Here is a 19,286-nt window from a genome sequence, read left to right as displayed (position 1 = left end):
TCGCGCTTGCTCCGCCGTGCTGAAGCCGTTACTGCAATCGACGCCACGCCTGTCCCGGCGCTTGCTCTTCAATCTTCCTGCTGTTGCTCCAGGTACCACTTGGCGGCACCCACCACCCCGAGCTGCCCGTGCTCCACCAGCTTCACGGGAATACGTTCCAGCGCCTCGCGCATCGTTCCCTTGTTGAGGAAGCGCGCCACGAAGCTGCTGCGGATCAGGAAATCGCGGATCCTCGGCAGGATCCCGCCGGCGAGGTACACGCCACCCTGCACGCCGTAGAGCAGGGCCATGTCGCCCACCACGCTGCCCAGCAGCCCGCAGAACACCTCCAGGCTTTCGCGCGCCAGCGGGTCTTCGCCCGACTGCGCGGCCGCGGTGATCTGGCCCGGGTGGGTATAGACCGGCGGCGCGGTACCGCGCACGGCGCACAGGGCCGCATGCAGGTTCAACAGGCCGGGGCCGGACAAGGCGTGTTCGACCGGTACGTGCGTGCGGGTCTCCAGCATCTGCGCCAGCACCGCCATCTCCAGCGGGTTGCCGGCGGTGAGCGCCGCCTGGCCGGCTTCGGTGGCCAGCACCACGGCACGTGCGCCGGCCGGGATCCACACAGCCGCGCCCAGGCCGGTGCCCGGACCCAGGATCAGGGTCGGCCCACGCGCCGGTGCGATGGCCGGCCCGGTCAGTTGCAGCACCTGGCTGGCATCCACCTGCGCGGCGGCATGGGCCACGGCTTCGAAATCGTTGACCAGGCGGACGTCGTCGAAGCCGAGCCGCATGCGCAGGTCGGCCAGCGACAGGCGCCACGGCAGGTTGTTGGTGATGACGGTGCCGTCTTCCAGCGCATAACCGGCGCTGGCGATCACCCCGCGCGTCACCCGACCGTGGTCCAGGCCCAGCTGGGCCAGGAAGTCCTGGACGATGTCGCCCAGGCCGGCATGCTCGGCGCAGGCGTACTTGCGGTATTCCAGCACGTGGACCGGCATGCCGGCCTCGCCGCTGCCGCGCACCAGGCCGATGCGGACATGGGTGCCACCGACATCGGCCGCGATGAAGGCGTCATGCGCCCCGCGGCTGGCATCTGTCGGCAATGGATTGGCAATGGCGACCACACGTCTCCCCACATGTCCGCGGCCGGGACCCCTCATCCCGATGTGGCCGGAGTGTGGAAAGTGTTTGACAACGTTGTCAAGACTCTGTCATCAAATAGGCACCCGGGCGGCCGTGTGGCCTGGGCAACGGGCAACAATCGTCGTATTCAGCTTTTGATTACGCACAGGAATGGGATCAATGCAGGCTCCCGGAAGGCAAGATGGGTCGAGTCCGATGGACTTTGTGCTGCAGTGCACGATGTCACCGCTCCCGCATCGGGGGACGGGAAGTGGTCCGTGTCTCTCCCTTTTGCCGATCAGTTCGCGCGGCCATGACAACGTTATTCCCGGCATCGATCGTGGCCAGGGCGGGCGCGGCGGAACCCCGGAGTGCGACGGGCCCCTGATCGCCTTTCTCCGGCGTGGCGGGGCGGACGCCTTCCTCATGCCCAGGGTGTCCCGCTTGGCCCGCTTCTTCCTGACGCGGCCGGCGCCGCCGCCCGGGCGCGGCGGCATGAAGAACGGGTTGATCATCGGCCTGGCCGTGATGGGGGTGGGGGCGGCGATGTCCGGCGAGTTCTCCCTCCAGTGCTGGTATCCCCGTGCGCTGGCCGCGCTGTGCGCGATCGGCGGTGGTCTGGCGTTGCTGGAGGGCGCGGTGCGCCCGTGCGCGGGCATTGCGGGCCCGATCGACGGCAGCGCACGACGCATCGCGCCAACGGGCTTCCGCAACACGGTGGCCGCCATCCTTCGCAGCGTGCCGGCAGGGCGCCGGGCGGGTCCAGCGACGGCCGTGCCGGAACGCGGCATCATGGCGGACTCGCCTCCATGACGGAAACGCCCATGCGCCGACCCACCATCAAGGACGTCGCCGAACGCGCGAAGGTCTCGCTGAAGACCGTGTCCCGGGTGATCAACAACGAGCCGTCGGTGCTGCAGGGCACGCGCGCGCGCGTGCTGCACGCCATCGCCGAACTGGACTACGAACCGGACCAGTCCGCGCGCAACCTGCGCAGCGGCACGCCGTTCGTGATCGGCTTGGTGTACGACAACCCCAACCCGTACCACATCATCGGCGTGCAGAACGGCGTGCTGGCCGCATGCAAGGAAACCGGCTTCGGCCTGCAGATCCACCCGGTGGATTCCACCTCGCCGCTGCTGGCCGAGGAACTGGTGGAATTCGTCCAGCGCTCGCGCCTGGCCGGCCTGGTGCTGACCGCGCCGATGTCCGAGCGCGCCGAGCTGGTGAACGCGCTGGCCGCGCGCGGAGTGAAGCTGGTGCGCATCATCGCGGCCACCGAAGATCCGGAAGACGGCCTGCCCTGCGTCTACGTGGACGACCGCGATGCGGCCTACGAGATCACCGAACACCTGATCCAGCTGGGCCACCAGCGCATCGGCTTCCTCTGGGGCGGGCTGGCGCACCGTTCGAGCACCGAGCGCTATGCCGGCTACGAGAAGGCGCTGAAGGACTACGGCATCCCGCTCGACAAGCATCTGGTCGTGCCGGGCGACTACACCTTCGACGACGGCTTCCGCGGCGCGCGCCGGCTGCTGGCGCTGCGCGAACCGCCCACCGCGATCTTCGGCTCCAACGACGAAATCGCCGCCGGCGTGCTGGCGGCGGCCAAGTCCGCCGGCATGAACGTGCCCTACGACCTGTCCATCGCAGGCTTCGAGGACAGTCCCTTTTCCAAGCAGTCGTGGCCGCCGCTGACCACGGCCAAGCAGGCCACGCAGGACATCGCCAAGCAGGCCGCCCGCCTGCTGATCGCCGGCCTGCGCCAGGACGCCTACGACGACCATCCCACCGCCGTGCACAACCAGGGCTTCGTGCCGCAGCTGGTGGTGCGCGGTTCCACCGCGCCGGTCCGTCCACGCGCGGACCGCCCCGAACCCCTCTCGCCATGACCGACACCCCGCTGCCCGCACCTTCCGACACGCTGATGCACCAGGAGGCGGCCCAGGCCGCCGACATCGTCGCCGACCAGTTCGCGCGCAACGCCGCCACCGTGAAGGCGCTGGCCGACGACCTGCGGCGCAATCCGCCGCCGTTCGTCGTGACCTGCGCGCGCGGCAGTTCGGACCACGCCGCCACCTACGCGAAGTACCTGTTCGAGACGCAGCTCGGCGTGGTCACCGCATCGGCCTCGCCGTCGGTGGGCTCGGTGTACGAAGCGAAGCAGCGGTTGGCCGATGCGCTGTACGTGGTGATCTCGCAGTCGGGCAAGAGCCCGGACCTGCTGCGCAATGCGACGCAGGCCAAGCAGGCCGGCGCGCGCGTGGTGGCGCTGGTCAACGTGGAGGATTCGCCGCTGGCGCTGCTGGCCGATACCGTGCTGCCCCTGCGCGCCGGTCCCGAGCGCAGCGTGGCGGCGACCAAGAGCTATCTCGGTTCGCTCGCGGCGATCCTGCACCTGGCCGCGCACTGGAAGGACGAGGCGCCGTTGCATGCCGCGGCCGACGCGCTGCCCGACGCGCTGCGGCGCGCCTGGCAGGCGGACTGGTCGGCGCTGACCCAAGGGCTGGTCGGCGCGCACAACCTGTTCGTGCTGGGGCGCGGCCTGGGCCTGGCCGCCGCGCAGGAGGCGGCGCTGAAGTTCAAGGAAACCTGCGGCCTGCACGCCGAGGCCTACAGCTCGGCGGAAGTGAAGCATGGACCGATGGCGCTGGTCGGTCCGGGCTTCCCCGTGCTGTGCTTCGCCCAGCCGGACGAGACCGAAGCCGGCACGCTGGCGCTGGCGCAGGAGTTCCGCGGCCGCGGTGCGCAGGTGTGGGTGGCCTCGCGCCAGGGCGATCTGCCGCTGGCCGAAGCGCCGCATCCGGCCTGCGCGCCGCTGCTGACCATCCAGAGCTTCTATCGCGCGATCAATGCGCTGGCATTGCGGCGCGGCCACAATCCCGACGTGCCGCCGCATCTCAACAAGGTCACCGAAACGGTATGAACGCGATGCGCACCGCCACCGCCCTGTGCAATGCCCGTGTACTGACGCCGGACGGGTTCGTCGAAGGCCTGGCGGTGTTGATGCAGGATGGCCGCATCGCCGACCTGGTCGCGGACGATGCCATTCCCGCGGATGCGGTCCGCCACGACCTTCGCGGCGCGACGTTGCTGCCCGGCTTCATCGACGTGCAGGTCAACGGGGGCGGCGGTGCGCTGTTCAACAACGACACCAGCGTGGACGCCATCCGTACCATCGCCCGGGCGCACCGGCGCTACGGCACCACCGGCCTGCTGCCCACGCTGATCAGCGACGATGCCGAGGTGATGGCGCGTGCGATCGCGGCCACGCGCGAGGCCATCGCGCAGGGCGTGCCGGGCGTGCTGGGCATCCATCTGGAAGGCCCGTACATCGCGCCCGCGCGCAAGGGCACGCATGATGCGTCCAAGTTCCGCGTGCCGGGGGCGGACGAAATCGCGATGGCGACCTCGCTGGACAACGGGGTGACTCTGCTGACGCTGGCGCCGGAGCAGGTGCCGGGCGACACCATCCGCGCGATGGCCGCGCGCGGCGCCATCGTGTTCGCGGGACATACCGCGGGCAGTTACGAGCAGATCCGCGCCGGCATCGAGGCGGGCGTGTCGGGTTTCACCCATCTCTACAACGCGATGTCGCCGTTGCAGGGCCGCCAGCCCGGCGCGGTGGGCGCGGCGCTGGAAGACGACGGGTGCTGGTGCGGGGTGATCGTCGATGGCGTGCACGTGCACCCGGCCAGCCTGCGGGTGGCGCTGTCGGCCAAGCCGCGTGGCAAGGTGTTCCTGGTGACCGATGCGATGCCGATGGTCGGCTCGGACGATCCGTCGTTCGATCTCTATGGCCAGACCATCACGGCCGTCGATGGCGTGGTGCGCAACGCGGCCGGATCGCTGGCCGGCTCCGCGCTGGACATGGCCACCGCCGTGCGCAACTGCGTAACGCTGCTGGACGTGCCGCTGGAGGAAGCGGCACGCATGGCGTCCACCTATCCCGCCGATCTGCTCGGCCTGGGGGCCACGCACGGTGGCATCGCGCCCGGCTACCAGGCCGACCTGGTGGCGCTGGACGAGGACCTGCAGGTGGTCGGCACCTGGATCGGCGGCGCCTGAGCGCGCGCGCATGAGCGCCGCGCCGGTCCGGTTCGCCTCCGTCGACGCGCTGCGCGGCCTGACGGTGGCGGCGATGCTGCTGGTCAACACGCCCGGCGACTGGTCGCACGTGTACGCGCCCCTGCTGCATGCGGAGTGGCACGGCGTCACGCCGACCGACCTGGTGTTCCCGTTCTTCCTCTTCATCGTCGGCGTCTCGATCTCGCTGGGGGTCGTCCCCCGCGCGGAGGCGGGCGGGCCGCGCGCGGCGCTGGTGCGGGCGCTGCTGTGGCGCGCGGTGAAGATCGTCGCGCTGGGCCTGGCACTGCACCTGCTGGCCTACCTGCTGCTGGACCGGCCGCATGTCCGGCCCTGGGGCGTGCTGCAGCGGATCGGTGTGTGCTTCGCCGTCGCGGGGCTGCTGGCGCTGTACGCGAAGCCGCGCATGCAGTGGGCGCTGATCGGCGCGATCCTGCTGGGCTACTGGGCGCTGCTGGCGCCGTTCGGCTACGCCCCCTACACGAACCTGCCCGCGCGGGTGGATACGGCCCTGTTCGCGCCGTGGCTTTACCAGTGGGATGCCACGCTCGCGCGCGGCCAGGATCCCGAGGGCCTGCTGAGCACATGGCCCGCCATCGCCACCACGCTGCTCGGCGCGCGCGTGGGCGCGTGGTTGCGCGCAGGCGCGCTCAGGGCCATGGTGCTGTCCGGCGCCGCGGCCGTGGCCGCCGGCCTGGCATGGAGCGCGGTGTTTCCGTTGAACAAGGCGCTGTGGACGTCGTCCTATGCGGTGTTCGCCGCCGGCTGCGCGTCGCTGGCGCTCGCACTGGCGCATGTGCTGGTCGACCGGCTCGGATGGCCTGCCCTGGGCCGACGTTTCGGCACGAACGCCATTGCCGCCTACGTGGGCGCGGCGGCCACGACCTACCTGTTGCTCGGGCTCGGCTGGATGCAGCCGCTGTACCGGCATGCATTCGCCGGCTGGATCACGCCGCGCTTCGGCCCCCACGTGTCGTCCCTGGCGTTCGCGCTGTCGTTCGTCGGCGCGTGGTGGCTGGTCGTGTGGGCGATGGACCGGCGGGGCTGGCATCTGAAGGTTTGAAGGTCCGGTGGCCGTCACGCTTTTCTTCGCCGGCCCGGCGTACAACGACGGCACCCCCGTCGGAGCTGCCCGCATGAAGATGGCGCTGCTGCTTGTCTGTGTTGTCTGCGTGGCGGCATGCCAGCGCGCGACCGTCGATGAGAAGGGGGCGCGGGTGGTACTGGCGTCCGGCGCCGGGCGCGCCGCGCATGCGGATGCGATGCCGGCAGTGCGCAACGACGCGCCGACGGCGCCCGCTCCGCTCTCGCCGGCAGCGGGCGCGCCGCGCATCGCAGGCGGCATGTCGCCACCCCGCGTCGTGCCGGACCCGCCGTTCACCAGCACGCCCGTCGCCGCGTTCGATGAGCCGTGGGCGATGACCTTCCTGCCCGATGGCCGTCTGCTGGTGACCGAGAAGGGCGGCACCCTGCGGCTGGCGAACGTGGCCACCGGCCAGGTGGGCCAGGTCACCGGCGTGCCGGCCGTGGCCTATGGTGGCCAGGGTGGGCTCGGCGACGTGCTGCTGCATCCGCGCTTTGCCGACAACCGGCGGGTCTACCTGAGCTATGCCGAAGCCGGCAGCGGCAGCACGCGCGGCGCGGCGGTGGCGCGCGCCGTGCTGACGCTGGACGCCAGCGGAAACGGCGGCAGCCTGTCCGACCTGCAGGTCATCTGGCGGCAGCTGCCCAAGGTCAATGGCGAAGGCCATTACGGCCACCGCCTCGCCTTCGGTGCGGACGGCAAGCTGTGGATCACCTCCAGCGACCGCCAGGCGATGACGCCGGCGCAGGACCTGCAGTCCGCACTCGGCAAGCTTATCCGCCTGAACGACGACGGCAGCGTGCCGCCCGACAATCCGTTCGCCGCACAGGGCGGTATCGCGGCGCAGGTGTGGACGCTGGGCCACCGCAACCTGCTGGGCATCGCGTTCGACAATGCCGGACGGCTGTGGACGCACGAGATGGGCCCCGCCGGCGGCGACGAACTGAACCTGATCGAGCGCGGCAGCAACTACGGCTGGCCGGTCGTCTCCAACGGCGACCATTACGACGGCACGCCGATTCCCGACCATGCCACGCGCCCGGAATTCAATGCGCCGGAAGCCTGGTGGACGCCGGTGATCGCACCGGCGGGTTTGGTCATCTACTCGGGCCACCTGTTCCCGTGGTATCGCGGCCGGGGCTTCATCGGCGGCCTGGCATCGCAGGCGCTGATCGAGATCGAATTCGACGGCACGCAGGCGCGCGAGGCGCGGCGCTATCCGATGGGGCGGCGCATCCGCGAGGTCGAGCAGGGACCCGACGGCGCACTGTGGCTGCTCGAGGACGGTGGCGGCGGGCGTCTTCTGAAGCTGACGCCCAATCGCAGTTGATCAGCGCCCGGTTCCCGCTTCGCGCTGCCGGCGCGAATGGCGGATGTCCAGGTACAGGCTGTAGGCGGCGGTGAACGCCGGCAGCAGGTTCTGCAGCACGCCCACCGCGTCCTGCTTGGACGAGAACAGGAAGTAGCTCAGCGCCATCAGGCTGCCCGCCAGGCTCATGTACCAGAACACGCGCGGGATCACCGGACGGCGCGCGCGCCGCGAGGCGACGAACTGCACCAGCCAGCGGCCGCCGAACATCGCCGCGCCGGTCAGGCCGATCAGTTTCCATGGCGTCATGTGCAGGCCGGTCCAGCCCAGCCAGACGATTTCCTGGTTCATCACGCTCATGGCTTGCGCCCCGTGCCGATCTCGCTGACGGGGGTGACGTGGCTGCGCTGGATCAGCCAGGACACGCCCATCAGGTCCCGGATGCCCACCAGCGCGCGTCCCAGGTTGGTGTATTTGGACTGGCCCGAACCGCGTGGCCGGTGCGAGACCGGCACGCTGACCGTCTTCCAGCCCGCGCGCTGCATCAGTGCCGGCAGGTAGCGGTGCATGTGGTCGAAGTAGGGCAGGTCCAGGAAGGCCGCACGCTCGAACAGCTTGATGCCGCAGCCGGTGTCCGGCGTGTCGTCGCGCAGCAGGCGCTGGCGGATGCGGTTGGCCCAGCGCGAGGCCCAGCGCTTGCTGGCGGTGTCCTTGCGGTCCACGCGCCAGCCGGCGAACAGCTTGGTCTGCGCATCGGCCTGCTCGCGCGCGGCCAGCAGCTTGGGAATGTCGGCGGGATCGTTCTGGCCGTCGCCGTCCAGCGTGGCGATCCAGGGCGACAGGGCATGCTTCACGCCGGTGCGGATGGCGGTGCTCTGCCCGCTGCGGCGCTGGTGCACCAGCACGCGCAGCTCCGGCACTTCCGCCTTCAGCGCGGTCAGCACGTCGCGGGTGTCGTCCTGGGACTGGTCGTCGACGCAGACGATGTCGAACGGAATGCGCCCCCGCAGGTGCTGCACCACCTCATGCACCAGCGGGCCGATGTTGCCGCGCTCGTTGAACACCGGGATCACGATGGAAAGGGCCGTCATGGCAGACCTCGCGGGGACAGCCGATTATTGTCCCGCCCGGCAGGTCAGGAAAATGTCGTGGTCCGGCTGGTACAGCGAGGTCCGCACGTCGGCCAGTCCCAGCAGCGTATGGAACAGGTCGTCGTGGCTGTGGGGGGCGGCGGCCACCCGTCGCAGGCAGCGCGCGTCCAGCCGGGTGGACGCGCGCCAGCCGTCCGAGAACCAGGCCACCATCGGCACCTCCAGCTGTTCACGGGGCGCGATCGAATACGGCATGCCGTGCAGGTACAGGCCCTTCTCGCCCAGCGATTCCCCGTGGTCCGAGACGTACAACAGGGCCGTGTCGTAGCCGGGCAGGGTGGCCAGCGTGTCGATGGCCGTGGCCAGGACGTGGTCCGTGTAGCCCAGGGCGTTGTCGTAGGCGTTGACGATCTGTTCCCGGCTGCAGCGCCCCAGGTCCGAGGATTCGCAGACCGGGGCGAACCGGCGGAATGCGGGCGGATAGCGTTCGAAGTAGGTCGGGCCATGGTTGCCCAGCATGTGCAGGACGATCACCTGGTCGCCCGCGTGGCGGCGGGCGGCATCGGCCAATCCGTCCAGCAGGATTCCGTCATGGCAGCGCACGCCATCGCACAGGGCCGCGTCCTGGCGCGCGCGCATGTCCTCCACCGGCAGCCCCGAGCACACGCCCTTGCAGCCGGACTGGTTGTCGCGCCACAGCGTGGCCACGCCCGCGCGCTGCAGGACGTGCAGCACCGACTGGTGTCCGCGGATGGCCTGCTCGTCGTAGTGCGCGCGCCCGTACGGCGAGAACATGCACGGCAGCGAGACCTCCGTGCTGCTGCCGCAGGCGGTGACGTGGGGAAAGTTCAGCACCCCGCGCCGCGCGAGCTCGGGGGTGGTCTGCCTCGCATAGCCGTTGAGGCCCCAGTTCGCGGCGCGGGCCGTTTCGCCCACCACCAGCACCAGCAGGCGCGGCCGGCGCATGGTGGCCGCCGGCGACTGCACGGCATCCTCGCCGATCGGCCGTTGCGCCCGCGCCCGTCCAGGCGGTTCTTCGCTGACCACCTTCGCCAGCGAGACCAGCACATTGGCCGGCGTAACCAGGTAGCGCACTTCGCGCTGGTTGCGCAGGAAGGCGGTCAGCGGCTGGGTCACCGGCAGTACGCCCAGCACGGCGGTGCCGACCATGCCGGCCAGCAGGGCGAGGCGCAGGGACAGCGTGCGCTTCCATGTGCGTTGCCGAAGCCGGACGCGCCAGATCACCACCAGTGCGGGCAGCGTGGCCAGCAGCGGCAACAGCGCGTCGACGCCGGCCAGCTCGCTGGCCTCGCGCCAGTCGGTGTGCAGCACGTTGCGCACCATGTCGGCATCGATGTAGATCCCGTAGGCCGCCATGTAGTGGCCGGCCAGCGCGGACGTCACCACCAGCAGCGACAGCGCCACGCGGGCGGTGCGGCGCCACACCAGCAGCGTCAGCCACACGCCGTTGGCCGCGGTGACCAGCAGGAACAGCGACAGCGTCCATTGCCATTGCGCCAGCGGTTGTGGTGCGGCCGCCCGCCAGAACACGCCATTGGCGAACAGGCTGAAGTACAGGCATGCGCCGACGATCAGCGTCTCGGTGCCCATCCGCGGGCGCGCCAGGAGCAGGCCGCGCACGCGCTGCCAGGTACGGACGAACGGCGAATCGTGCAGGGCGGTGGTGCTCATGCGCGCGGCTCCGTCGGCATCGGGGCCGCGTGACCGAAACAGGCCTCGACCGCGCACGCCACGCCCCAGCAGACCGCCAGGCTGGCGATGTCGTGCGAGAGGAAGTGCGCGCCGCGAAGCTGCTGCGCCAGCCCGAACACCAGGCCGGCAAGCAGGCCGATGCCCAGGCCCGCATGGCGCCAGCGGGGCGCCACCTGCCGGAAGAAGAAGTACAGCGCCACCCACGCGAAGCCGCCCGCGGCATGCGCCGCGGGGAAGCATGCGGCCGGTCCCAGGGTGGCGGGACGCGCTTCGAACAGGTCGATGAAGGGCCGCTGCCCGCCCAGTCCGGCCAGATCCCAGGGGCAGTCCATGTGGGTCAGCGACTTCAGCACGGCCACGCAGGCGATGGACGCGAAGACGGCCAGCAGCAGGCGCGCCGCGGGCCGCGTCCACGGGGCGGAGGGCGAGCGCCAGCGCCACAGGGTGGCCACCAGCACGCCGGTCCAGGCGACCTGGCTCAGCAGGCGACCACCCCGATGCAGCACGCCTTCCAGCAGCACGCTCCGCTTCAGCGCCCACGCTCCGCCTTCCCATTGGAACAGCCAACCCGCCCAGTGCAGGTCGATCTGCCGCGCGCCCCACCAGGCGAGCAGCAACAACGGCAGTGAGGCGAGCAGCAGGCGCGAGCTTCCGCGGCGCGGAAGCGGCAGGGCATACGAGGGGGAAACCGACATGCAGTACAGGCGCGGAAAGGAGGTCCGCGCATGCTGGTGGCCGGGATGTCGTAACGCGGTCGGACTGCCGTCGGAACCCCGTTAAAGCGCGCGCGAATGATTCTCGCGCGCGTGTGCCGTTGTTCCGGATTCAGTCTTCGCCGATGTCGGCCGACCAGTCCGCCGGCACGTCGCAGCCCTCGATCCATGCATCGCCGGGCGCGAGGATCCATGCGCGGCGGTTGGATGCGCCGATGTCCACCACCTTCGACGGATCGAGGCAGGGGCCGATGGCTTCCTTGCGCAGGAACAGCCAGCGACGCGCCGGCGCTTCCAGCAACCACGCGTGCGCGTGCTGCCACTGTTCCGCCCATGGCCGCTTGAAGCCGAAGTCGGTCACCGGCCGATCCGCCTGCAGCAGGTGCTGTTCGCGCCAGCCCAGCATCGCCAGCTCGGCCTCGGGGCCGATCCGCTGCGCCACGCGCTGCATCAGCGCCTGCGCGGAGCTGTCCGGACTCAATGCCGGCATGAAGCCCATGCCGTACGCCGTCCACAGGGCGGCGGTGACGGTCACCAACGCCACGCCCACGCGCTGCCGCGAGGAGCGGGCCACGGCGGCGATCGCCACGCCCGCGACCAGCGCAAAGCCCAGCAGCCAACGGCCGAGCTGGGCGACGGTGGCCATGTCCATGCCGCGTCCTTCCATCAGCGGCTGCAGGCGCGTCGGCGCGGCCGTCAGCAGCCACGTGCCCAAAGCGCCCGCCGCCACCGCCAGCACGGCCATGTACGCCCACAGCGTCGCGCGCACCGCGCGTCGGCGCAGCAGCGCCGGCAACAGCGGCGCGGCCGCCACCGCCAGCGCCGGCAGCATCGGGAAGATGTAGACCTCGCGCTTGCCCGGGCTGGCGCTGAAGAACACCAGCACCAGCAGCGCCCAGCCCAGCAGCAGCGCATGGCGGGCGTCCACGCGCTTGAGCCGCCGCCGCCACGCCGGCAGCAGCCACGGTGCAAGCAGCACACCCGGCAGCCAGAGCGTCAGTATCGTCTGCAGGTAGTACCAAGCCGGCTTCACGTGGTGCCAGGCGTTGGCGTAGCGGGTGCCGGTCTGTTTGAACAGCATCTCGCGGGCGTAGGCGTGCAGGGCGGGATCGGCCGAGGTGAGCGCAGTCGCCAGCATCGGGACCAGCCACACGCCCGCCCCCGCCACGAAGCCGGCCACGCCGGCCCACGCGTGCAGGCCGCGATGCGCCGGCAGCGCCTGCCGCGACTTCACCCGCACCCACAGCCAGGGCAGGAAGACCAGCAGCGGCAGGAAACCCACGCCCTTGGTCACCGTGCCCAGGCCCGCGGCGAAGGTGCCCAGGGCGAGCAGCCAGGGGCTGGGCTTCTCCAGCAGGTAGCGCAGCAACGCCCACAGCGACAGCGTGGTCATGCCCACCAGCACCATGTCGATCTGGGCGCGCTTGGCCTGCAGCACGAACTGCAGGCAGACGAACAGGCCGAACACCGCGTACGGCACGGCATGGCGTCCCCACAGCCGGCGCGCCAGGTCGCCGCTCAGCCACAGGGTCAGCAGGGCCGCCAGCAGCGACGGCAGCAGGAAGGCGACCTGCCAGTCGCGGACCAGCAGGTAGCTGGCCGCCTGCAGCCACATGAAGACGGGCGGCTTCTCGGCGTACAGCTCGATGCCCCGGTGCGGGAACAGCCACTGCCCGGTCTCCACCATGGTGCGCGCCGCCAGCACGAAGCGCGGCTCGTCGGCCGGCATCGGTTCGCGCAGGCCCAGGCCGGCCAGCAGCGCCCAGACCATCAGCAGGAGCAGCAGCGGCGTCTGCCAGGAGGGGGCGTTGCGGACGGGCGTCGGGGTCATCGGTGGTCGCGGTGGCCTGCAGCGGAGGGCATGATGGTGGATCATGGCGCGTAGGAGAACCGTCGGAACTCCGACGGCGCTTCGACATCCGGCCTGCGAGACTGCGGGCCCCCCTTGCGCAGCTGGGTATCCGCCGATGCGGTTGCTGGTCATCGAAGACAACCGGAGCCTGGTGGCGAACCTGTTCGACTATTTCGAGGCGCGCGGGCACACGCTGGATGCGGCCCCGGACGGCCTTACCGGCCTGCACCTGGCCAGCACCCAGGCCTACGACGCCATCGTGCTGGACTGGATGCTGCCGCGGCTGGAAGGCCCGGAGGTGTTGCGTCGCCTGCGCGATGACCACGGCTCGGACGTGCCGGTGATCATGCTGACCGCGCGCGACGAGCTGCCCGACAAGATCGCCGGCTTCCGCGCCGGCGCCGACGACTACCTCACCAAGCCCTTCGCCTTGCCGGAACTGGAAGTGCGACTGGAAGCGCTGATGGCGCGCGTGCACGGACGCCAGCGGCGCAAGGTGCTGGAGGTGCACGACCTGAAGCTCGACCTCGCCACGCTGGAAGCCACCCGCGCCGGCCAGCCCCTGCACCTGTATCCGGCGTGCCGCAAACTGCTGGAAACGCTGATGCAGGCCAGCCCGGCCGCCGTCACCCGGCAGCAGCTCGAACACGCGCTGTGGGGCGACCATCCGCCCGACGGCGACATGCTGCGCTCGCATATCTACGAACTGCGCCGCAGCGTGGACGGACCGTTCCCGGTGAAGCTGATCCAGACGCTGCCGCGGACCGGTTACCGGCTGGCCGTGCCGCACGCGGCGGAGGACAGGTGAGGGCCCGGCGCAGTCTGCGCGCGCACATCCTGATGTGGCTGGGCGGTTATGCCCTGCTGCTGACGGCCGCGGTGATGCTGCATGGCTTCCTGGTCAACGAGATCGCCGAGCGGCTGGTCTGGGATTCGCTGCTGAAGACCGAGCTGGAACACCATCTGCAGCGCCGCGCCGACGATCCGCGCTACCGCTGGAGCGACACCGACGACCTGCAGCTGTACGCCTCCACCGATGCACGCCAGCCGCCGGCCGAAGTCGCCGGCCTGGCGGAAGGCATCCATGACGAGCTGATGCTCGGCGACCGCGAGGTGCTGGTGCTGGTGCGTACCGTGCAGGGCGTGAGGTACGCGCTGGTGCTCGACATCACCGAACTGGAGTCCCGGGAGGACACGCTGACGCTGATCGTGCTCGGCCTGGCGGTGACGCTGGTGGTGGTGATGGGCGCGTTGGTGGCCTGGGGCCTGCGCCGTTCGCTGCGCCCGTTGACCGGGCTGGCGACGGACATCGGCGCCCTGTCGCCGGACAGGGCCGGCCAGCGCATCACCGTGCCCGAAAAGGCGACCACCGAACTGGTGGTGATCGCCAGCGCACTGAACGACTACCTGCGCCGGCACGAAACCTTCGTCGAGCGCGAACGCATCTTCATCGACACCACCAGCCATGAGCTGCGCACGCCGGTGGCCATCATCGCCGGCGCCAGCGAACTGGCGCTGGAGCAACCGGACCTGCCGGCGCCCGCGCGGCAGCAGGTGCAGCGCATCCATCGCACCGCGCGCGATGTCGAGCGCCTGATCGCGCTGCTGCTGACGCTGGCGAAGGATCCCGCGCGCCTGTCGCGCAGCAGCGACGTGGTGATGCTGCACGAACTGCTTCCCGACATCATCGACGACCACCGCCACCTGTTGGCGGGCAAGGACCTGCAGGTGATCGTCGACGACCTGCAGCCGTGCACCGTTTCCGCCCCGCTCCACATCGTCCAGGCCGCGGTCGGCAACCTGCTGCGCAATGCGATCGAGAACAGCGATCGCGGCCAGATCCACGTGCGGCTGGATGCCGACGCCACCGTCACCCTGCAGGACCCCGGCCACGGCATGACGCCGGAGGACATCAGCCGCCTGTACGCGCAGATGGCCCGCGGCGGCGGGCGCGAGGGCGGCGGCATCGGCCTGGACCTGCTGGCGCGCCTGTGCGAACACCTCGGCTGGACGCTCTCGATCCAGTCCGCGCCGGGGCGCGGCACGATCAGCCGGTTGCGCCTGTCGCGTTGACGCGGGCCGGGGCCCACGCCCCGCGCGCGATGCCGTCCCGCGGCCCGAGGGCAGGCCGGACCGTCAGCCGACCGACTGCCGCTGTCGCATGACGGCCCGGACCCGTGCCGCCTGCAACGCCTCACCGATCTGCACCCCCGTCATGCCTTCCCGCACCACATCGCGCGCGCTGACCTGCAGCGCGGCACGGTGCAGGTCGACCAGGGCGCGAGCCTGTGGATAGTCGGCATCCTGCTGGCCACCGCGACCGCGCTTGTCGGCCTCGCAGACCGTCGCCAGCCAAGGAATGCGTTCCGGCCGCCGGAAGGCATCGCAGCGCGCGAGCAGTTCGACCACGGTGGCATCGCGCAGCTCGAACAGGCGGTGCACGTTGAGGTGCTCGCGGCAGGCCATCACCGCCAGTTCGCGATGGTCCACCGGCACCTTCAGCCGCTCGCACAGGGCGATCACCGGTTTGACGCCCGCATGCTCGTGGCCGATGTGCCTGGGCAGCACATCGCCCGGCGTCAAGGCCTTGCCCAGGTCATGCACCAGTGCGGCGAAACCGATCCGGGCATCGCCCGGCGCCAGCCGCGCCGCCATGTCGCTGACCATTTCCTGATGGAGGCCCGTGTCGATCTCCGGGTGGTATTCCGCGCGCTGGGGTACGCCGTACAGGGCATCCACTTCGGGCAGCACCACGGCCAGCGCGCCGCAGCCGCGCAGCGTGGAGAGGAAGGCCGATGGCCGTGCGGAGGCCAGTGCGCGCCGCAGTTCCTGCCAGACGCGCTCGGGCACCAGCGCATCCAGTTCGCCGCTGTCCACCATGGTGCGCATCAGCGCCATCGTTTCCGGTGCGACGGTGAAGCCCAGCGGCGCGAAACGCGCCATGAAGCGTGCCGCACGCAGCACGCGCAACGGGTCTTCGACGAAGGCCGGGCCCACATGCCGCAGCACGCGGGCCTGGATGTCGCGCGCGCCGCCGTACGGATCGACGAGTGCGCCGTCTTCCGCCTGCGCGATCGCGTTGACGGTGAAGTCGCGCCGCTGCAGGTCCTCCTCCAGCGTCACCGACGGATCGGCATCGACCACGAAGCCCCGGTAACCACGCCCGCTCTTGCGCTCGGTCCGCGCCAGCGCGTGCTCCTCGCCGGTATCCGGATGCAGGAACACCGGGAAGTCGCGGCCCACGGCCTTGAAGCCCTGCGCTTCCATCCCGGCCTGCGTGGCGCCGACCACCACCCAGTCGCGGTCGCCGGGCGGCAGGCCCAGCAACCGGTCGCGTACCGCGCCGCCGACGAGATAGGTCTTCATGCCGCCATGATGCCGGAACGGCAACGCCACTGTCTGCGGCGCCGTCGTGGGAGCGACGTCGGTCGCGAAGCGCCGCGCAAACCCGATTCGCGACTCACCTCGCTCCCACAGAAAGCGCCATCGGCTCTCAGCTCTTCGGCATCTGCGCGGTGGGGCAGGTGAAGGCCTTCCGCTTGCCCTGCACGCGCCCCATCATGCGGTCGGCGACCGGCAGGGCGGTGCCGTTGAGGCGCCAGTCGTAGATCACGCTGAAGGCCAGCACGCGCGCCACGTACTCGCGCGTTTCCTTGTAGCTGATGGTCTCGATCCAGAGGTCGGGGTCGAAGCCCGGCCGCTGCGACTGCCAGCGCGCCGTCGGTGCGGGCCCGGCGTTGTAGGCGGTGATGGCGACATAGGGCACGCCGTACTTGTCCTCCATCTCGCGCAGGTACGCCGTGCCGATGGCGATGTTGGTGTCGGCGTCGTACAGGCTGGACGCACCGGCATAGGGAATGCCCAGCCGCTTGGCCACGCCCGCGCCTGTGCCGGGCAGCACCTGCATCAGCCCCATCGCGTTGGCGCCCGAACGCGCCTTCGGGTTGAAGATGCTCTCGGCGCGGATCTCGGCGGCGACCCAGGCCGGGTCGATCCCATGCCGTTGGGCTTCACGCCGGATCGTGTCGCCGTGATGCAGCGGAAAGCGCAGTTCGTACAGCCGCTGCTCGTCGGGTTGCCTGCCCAGCGAGAACACGGCGCGGTCGAACCAGCCGTTGTCGCGTGCCACCTCCACGGCGATCCGCCGCTGGGTGTCGTCGAAACGCGACAGGGCTTCGTTCCATTCCGCCGTGGCCCAGCCCGGGCGTTCCAGCTGCCACAGTTCCATCGCACGCACGATGGCCGGGTCGCGCGCCACGGCCTGCCGGGCTTCGGGCGGATCGCGGGGGATCCAGGCGCACAGCGCGTAATCCTGCCCAAGCCGGTCGGCGGCGAGGAAGCCGTGGAAGGTGGGGCTGGTGGCGGCCTCGCGGAACAGGCGCTGCGCACCGGCGCGATCGCCGGTCTTCTCGCTCATGCGCGCCTCGAAGTAGCGCCAGCGCGAATCCGTGCGTTGCGAAGGCGGCATCTTCCGCAGCGCCGCGAGCGCGGCCGGCCAGTCGCCGCGCGCCATCGCTTCGCGCACGCGCCATTCGTGCAGGCGTTCGTCGTATGCCGCTTCCGGTACGTTGCCGAGCCGGCGTGCGGAATCCGGTCCGTACGAGGCGACGGTCCACAGGGCGATCTGGTACAGCACCTGGCCGCGCTCGGCCTCGCCCATGCCCAGTGCGTTCGCGTACTGCGGCAACAGGCGTTCGGCGGCGTCCGGATCGGACTGCGCCAGCTTCGCCAGTCCATGGGCGGCCATGCGGCGGCTGCGCTCGGTCCTGGGCCAGTTCAACGCGCGCGGATGGACGGCATCGATGAAGGCTGCGTAATCGTCGGCCAGCGCCGCTTCATCGGCGGGCAGGCCGCGTGCCGCCGCGCGCATGACGCCGGTCTGGCGCTCGCCGGCCGCGGCTTCGATGCGTTCCCAGCGCAGTGCCGGCGGCAGCCCGCCCTGGCTGGCGAGCAGGTTGAACACCGGGTCGCAGCCGTCGGGCAGCGACTTGGCACCCTTGCGCCAGATCGCCTGCGCCTGTTCCGTCCACGCGGCATCGGTGCGTCCGGTGGCCTGGCGCGCCTGCAGGTACGCGCACTGCAGGGCCACGCTCTCGGTGGGCTGCCAGGCGGAGAGGAAGGTCGGCCATTCCTGGCGCCGCGCAAGGGCCGCCAGCCACAGCGCGCGGAACTGGCCGGCCACCGCCTGACCATCGTGGCGGCGCAGGAAGTCCCTCGCCTGCGTGTTCGACACGATGTCCGGGTCGTGGCGCAGCGCGGCGAATTCCAGCCAGCCGTACAGGGGATGGCGCGCCAGCGCGGCCGAGGAGGCCGGTTCGAGGCGGCCCGCTTCCGCAGCGGCAAGCGCGGTGCGGAATGTGGGGCGCTGCGCCTCGAGCGATTGCGCATGGGCGCGCACGGACAGGCACAGAGCGGTGGTGGCAGCGAGTACGATGAGGGGGATACGGACCATGCCGGGACTATACCCATGCCGGCTGAACGTCCCTGTAGATGGACACGGCATCGAGGTGGAGTTTGGAAGGTGTGTGGATGTTCCCCCTGCTCGGCGTGGTGGCCGGCATCCTGGCGGGCCTGCTCGGCATCGGGGGAGGCCTGGTACTGGTGGCGGCACTGGCGTGGATATTGCCGCTGCATGGCATTCCGAAGGAGGCCGCGATGCACGCGGCGCTGGCCAGTTCGCTGGCCAGCATCGTGCTGACGGCATCGTCGTCGGCGTACGCGCACCATCGCCGCGGCAGCGTGCTGTGGCCGACCGTGGCGTGGATGGTGCCGGGGTTGCTGGTGGGTGGCTGGCTGGGGAGTGGCCTGGCGGTCCATCTGGACGACCGGGTGCTGCGCTGGATCGTCGCTGGCTACTGTTTCATCGCGGGGGCGCAGATGGTGTTGGGCGGACGCGCGCATCCGGAAGGGCGTGGCGTGCCTGCACCACGCGGCGTGGGCATCAGCGCGGCCGGCTCGGTCATTGGCGCGGTGTCGGCGGTGGTCGGCATCGGCGGGGGCAGCATGACCGTGCCGCTGCTGGTGTGGCGGGGCGTGCAGCCGGTGCGCGCCGTGGGCACGTCCAGCGCATGCGGCGTGGCCATCGGCATCGCGAGTGCGACGGGTTATGCACTGCATGCGCCACCGGGCGCACTGCCGGCCCACGCCGTGGGCTACATCTACCTGCCCGCCGCCATCGGAGTGGCGATCGCGTCGGTGATCGCGGCGCCCTGGGGCACGCGGCTGGCCCATCGCATCGGCGGGAAGGCGCTGAAACAGGTATTCGCCGCCTTCATGGTCGTCATGGGCATCGCGATCCTCGCCAGCGGTTGAGCCTGGGCCACGGAAGGTA

The 19,286-nt window shown here is 70.7% G+C and carries 17 protein-coding genes; 9 read left to right on the top strand and 8 right to left on the bottom strand.

Annotation, left to right across the window (positions count from 1 at the left end; genetic code table 11):
* Positions 1–68 precede the first annotated feature (68 nt).
* Positions 69–1,100: a glucokinase family protein gene (locus MUU77_RS17985; protein ID WP_245094666.1), complete on the bottom strand. Its 1,032-nt coding sequence runs from the start codon at positions 1,098–1,100 to the stop codon at positions 69–71.
* Positions 1,101–1,542: 442 nt separating this feature from the next.
* On the opposite strand from MUU77_RS17985, the gene MUU77_RS17980 reads away from it, so the two are divergent.
* The 6 genes from MUU77_RS17980 to MUU77_RS17955 all read left to right on the top strand — a co-directional run bounded on the left by MUU77_RS17980 (position 1,543) and on the right by MUU77_RS17955 (position 7,607).
* The gene (locus MUU77_RS17980) at positions 1,543–1,920 is read left to right on the top strand and encodes a hypothetical protein (RefSeq protein ID WP_245089854.1); all 378 of its coding nucleotides are present in this window, start codon (positions 1,543–1,545) and stop codon (positions 1,918–1,920) included.
* An 11-nt stretch (positions 1,921–1,931) separates the two neighbouring features.
* Positions 1,932–2,999, top strand: a complete 1,068-nt coding sequence (locus MUU77_RS17975; RefSeq protein ID WP_245089852.1) for a LacI family DNA-binding transcriptional regulator — start codon at positions 1,932–1,934, stop codon at positions 2,997–2,999.
* On the top strand, positions 2,996–4,033 hold the full coding sequence (locus MUU77_RS17970) for an SIS domain-containing protein (protein ID WP_245089851.1): 1,038 nt from the start codon (positions 2,996–2,998) through the stop codon (positions 4,031–4,033). Before MUU77_RS17975 ends, MUU77_RS17970 begins: the two co-directional genes overlap by 4 nt.
* Entirely contained in the window at positions 4,030–5,175 is a 1,146-nt protein-coding gene (gene nagA, locus MUU77_RS17965; RefSeq protein WP_245089849.1) for an N-acetylglucosamine-6-phosphate deacetylase, read from the top strand. The genes MUU77_RS17970 and nagA overlap by 4 nt, the downstream gene beginning before the upstream one ends.
* Positions 5,176–5,185: 10 nt before the next feature.
* The gene (locus MUU77_RS17960; RefSeq protein ID WP_245089847.1) at positions 5,186–6,256 is read left to right on the top strand and encodes a heparan-alpha-glucosaminide N-acetyltransferase domain-containing protein; all 1,071 of its coding nucleotides are present in this window, start codon (positions 5,186–5,188) and stop codon (positions 6,254–6,256) included.
* Between the two features lie 280 nt (positions 6,257–6,536).
* Complete coding sequence (locus MUU77_RS17955) at positions 6,537–7,607, top strand: PQQ-dependent sugar dehydrogenase (RefSeq protein WP_245094663.1); 1,071 nt, start codon at positions 6,537–6,539, stop codon at positions 7,605–7,607.
* Here MUU77_RS17955 and MUU77_RS17950 read toward each other — a convergent pair whose 3' ends face one another.
* The 5 genes from MUU77_RS17950 to MUU77_RS17930 form a co-directional block, all read right to left on the bottom strand.
* On the bottom strand, positions 7,608–7,946 hold the full coding sequence (locus MUU77_RS17950) for a lipid-A-disaccharide synthase N-terminal domain-containing protein (protein WP_245089844.1): 339 nt from the start codon (positions 7,944–7,946) through the stop codon (positions 7,608–7,610).
* On the bottom strand, positions 7,943–8,677 hold the full coding sequence (locus MUU77_RS17945; protein ID WP_245089842.1) for a glycosyltransferase family 2 protein: 735 nt from the start codon (positions 8,675–8,677) through the stop codon (positions 7,943–7,945). The genes MUU77_RS17950 and MUU77_RS17945 overlap by 4 nt, the downstream gene beginning before the upstream one ends.
* 24 nt (positions 8,678–8,701) lie before the next feature.
* On the bottom strand, positions 8,702–10,369 hold the full coding sequence (locus MUU77_RS17940; RefSeq protein WP_245089840.1) for a phosphoethanolamine--lipid A transferase: 1,668 nt from the start codon (positions 10,367–10,369) through the stop codon (positions 8,702–8,704).
* Entirely contained in the window at positions 10,366–11,085 is a 720-nt protein-coding gene (locus MUU77_RS17935; protein WP_245089838.1) for a phosphatase PAP2 family protein, read from the bottom strand. Before MUU77_RS17935 ends, MUU77_RS17940 begins: the two co-directional genes overlap by 4 nt.
* Positions 11,086–11,215: 130 nt before the next feature.
* Positions 11,216–12,934 carry a glycosyltransferase family 39 protein gene (locus tag MUU77_RS17930; RefSeq protein WP_245089837.1) on the bottom strand — a complete coding sequence of 573 codons (1,719 nt, stop codon included), beginning with the start codon at positions 12,932–12,934 and terminating at the stop codon, positions 11,216–11,218.
* A gap of 136 nt (positions 12,935–13,070) precedes the next feature.
* Here MUU77_RS17930 and MUU77_RS17925 point away from each other — a divergent pair, with 136 nt between their 5' ends.
* Together MUU77_RS17925 and MUU77_RS17920 are read left to right on the top strand one after the other, a co-directional pair.
* Positions 13,071–13,763 (top strand): response regulator transcription factor, encoded by a 693-nt coding sequence (locus MUU77_RS17925; protein ID WP_245089835.1) that lies wholly within the window; start codon positions 13,071–13,073, stop codon positions 13,761–13,763.
* Between the two features lie 32 nt (positions 13,764–13,795).
* Complete coding sequence (locus MUU77_RS17920; RefSeq protein WP_245094660.1) at positions 13,796–15,028, top strand: HAMP domain-containing sensor histidine kinase; 1,233 nt, start codon at positions 13,796–13,798, stop codon at positions 15,026–15,028.
* Positions 15,029–15,091: 63 nt separating this feature from the next.
* Here MUU77_RS17920 and MUU77_RS17915 read toward each other — a convergent pair whose 3' ends face one another.
* Together MUU77_RS17915 and MUU77_RS17910 are read right to left on the bottom strand one after the other, a co-directional pair.
* Positions 15,092–16,321: a multifunctional CCA addition/repair protein gene (locus MUU77_RS17915; RefSeq protein WP_245089834.1), complete on the bottom strand. Its 1,230-nt coding sequence runs from the start codon at positions 16,319–16,321 to the stop codon at positions 15,092–15,094.
* Between the two features lie 127 nt (positions 16,322–16,448).
* Positions 16,449–18,407 carry a transglycosylase SLT domain-containing protein gene (locus MUU77_RS17910; RefSeq protein ID WP_245089832.1) on the bottom strand — a complete coding sequence of 653 codons (1,959 nt, stop codon included), beginning with the start codon at positions 18,405–18,407 and terminating at the stop codon, positions 16,449–16,451.
* 77 nt (positions 18,408–18,484) lie between these two features.
* Here MUU77_RS17910 and MUU77_RS17905 point away from each other — a divergent pair, with 77 nt between their 5' ends.
* Complete coding sequence (locus MUU77_RS17905; protein ID WP_245089830.1) at positions 18,485–19,267, top strand: sulfite exporter TauE/SafE family protein; 783 nt, start codon at positions 18,485–18,487, stop codon at positions 19,265–19,267.
* Positions 19,268–19,286 lie beyond the last annotated feature (19 nt).

It is taken from the genome of Pseudoxanthomonas sp. F37, assembly GCF_022965755.1.
Taxonomy (GTDB): Bacteria; Pseudomonadota; Gammaproteobacteria; order Xanthomonadales; family Xanthomonadaceae; genus Pseudoxanthomonas_A.
The sequence above is the reverse complement of the archived record's forward strand: the minus strand, read 5'-3'. Positions and strand labels throughout refer to the sequence as shown.

Coding starts and splice junctions, on each gene's coding strand:
- MUU77_RS17950 (WP_245089844.1), bottom strand. CDS start 7,946: ATGAGCGTGATGAACCAGGAAATCGTCTGGCTGGGCTGGACCGGCCTG.
- MUU77_RS17945 (WP_245089842.1), bottom strand. CDS start 8,677: ATGACGGCCCTTTCCATCGTGATCCCGGTGTTCAACGAGCGCGGCAAC.
- MUU77_RS17970 (WP_245089851.1), top strand. CDS start 2,996: ATGACCGACACCCCGCTGCCCGCACCTTCCGACACGCTGATGCACCAG.
- MUU77_RS17975 (WP_245089852.1), top strand. CDS start 1,932: ATGCGCCGACCCACCATCAAGGACGTCGCCGAACGCGCGAAGGTCTCG.
- MUU77_RS17915 (WP_245089834.1), bottom strand. CDS start 16,321: ATGAAGACCTATCTCGTCGGCGGCGCGGTACGCGACCGGTTGCTGGGC.
- MUU77_RS17910 (WP_245089832.1), bottom strand. CDS start 18,407: ATGGTCCGTATCCCCCTCATCGTACTCGCTGCCACCACCGCTCTGTGC.
- MUU77_RS17930 (WP_245089837.1), bottom strand. CDS start 12,934: ATGACCCCGACGCCCGTCCGCAACGCCCCCTCCTGGCAGACGCCGCTG.
- nagA (WP_245089849.1), top strand. CDS start 4,030: ATGAACGCGATGCGCACCGCCACCGCCCTGTGCAATGCCCGTGTACTG.
- MUU77_RS17905 (WP_245089830.1), top strand. CDS start 18,485: ATGTTCCCCCTGCTCGGCGTGGTGGCCGGCATCCTGGCGGGCCTGCTC.
- MUU77_RS17955 (WP_245094663.1), top strand. CDS start 6,537: ATGTCGCCACCCCGCGTCGTGCCGGACCCGCCGTTCACCAGCACGCCC.
- MUU77_RS17960 (WP_245089847.1), top strand. CDS start 5,186: ATGAGCGCCGCGCCGGTCCGGTTCGCCTCCGTCGACGCGCTGCGCGGC.
- MUU77_RS17935 (WP_245089838.1), bottom strand. CDS start 11,085: ATGTCGGTTTCCCCCTCGTATGCCCTGCCGCTTCCGCGCCGCGGAAGC.
- MUU77_RS17920 (WP_245094660.1), top strand. CDS start 13,796: ATGTGGCTGGGCGGTTATGCCCTGCTGCTGACGGCCGCGGTGATGCTG.
- MUU77_RS17925 (WP_245089835.1), top strand. CDS start 13,071: ATGCGGTTGCTGGTCATCGAAGACAACCGGAGCCTGGTGGCGAACCTG.
- MUU77_RS17940 (WP_245089840.1), bottom strand. CDS start 10,369: ATGAGCACCACCGCCCTGCACGATTCGCCGTTCGTCCGTACCTGGCAG.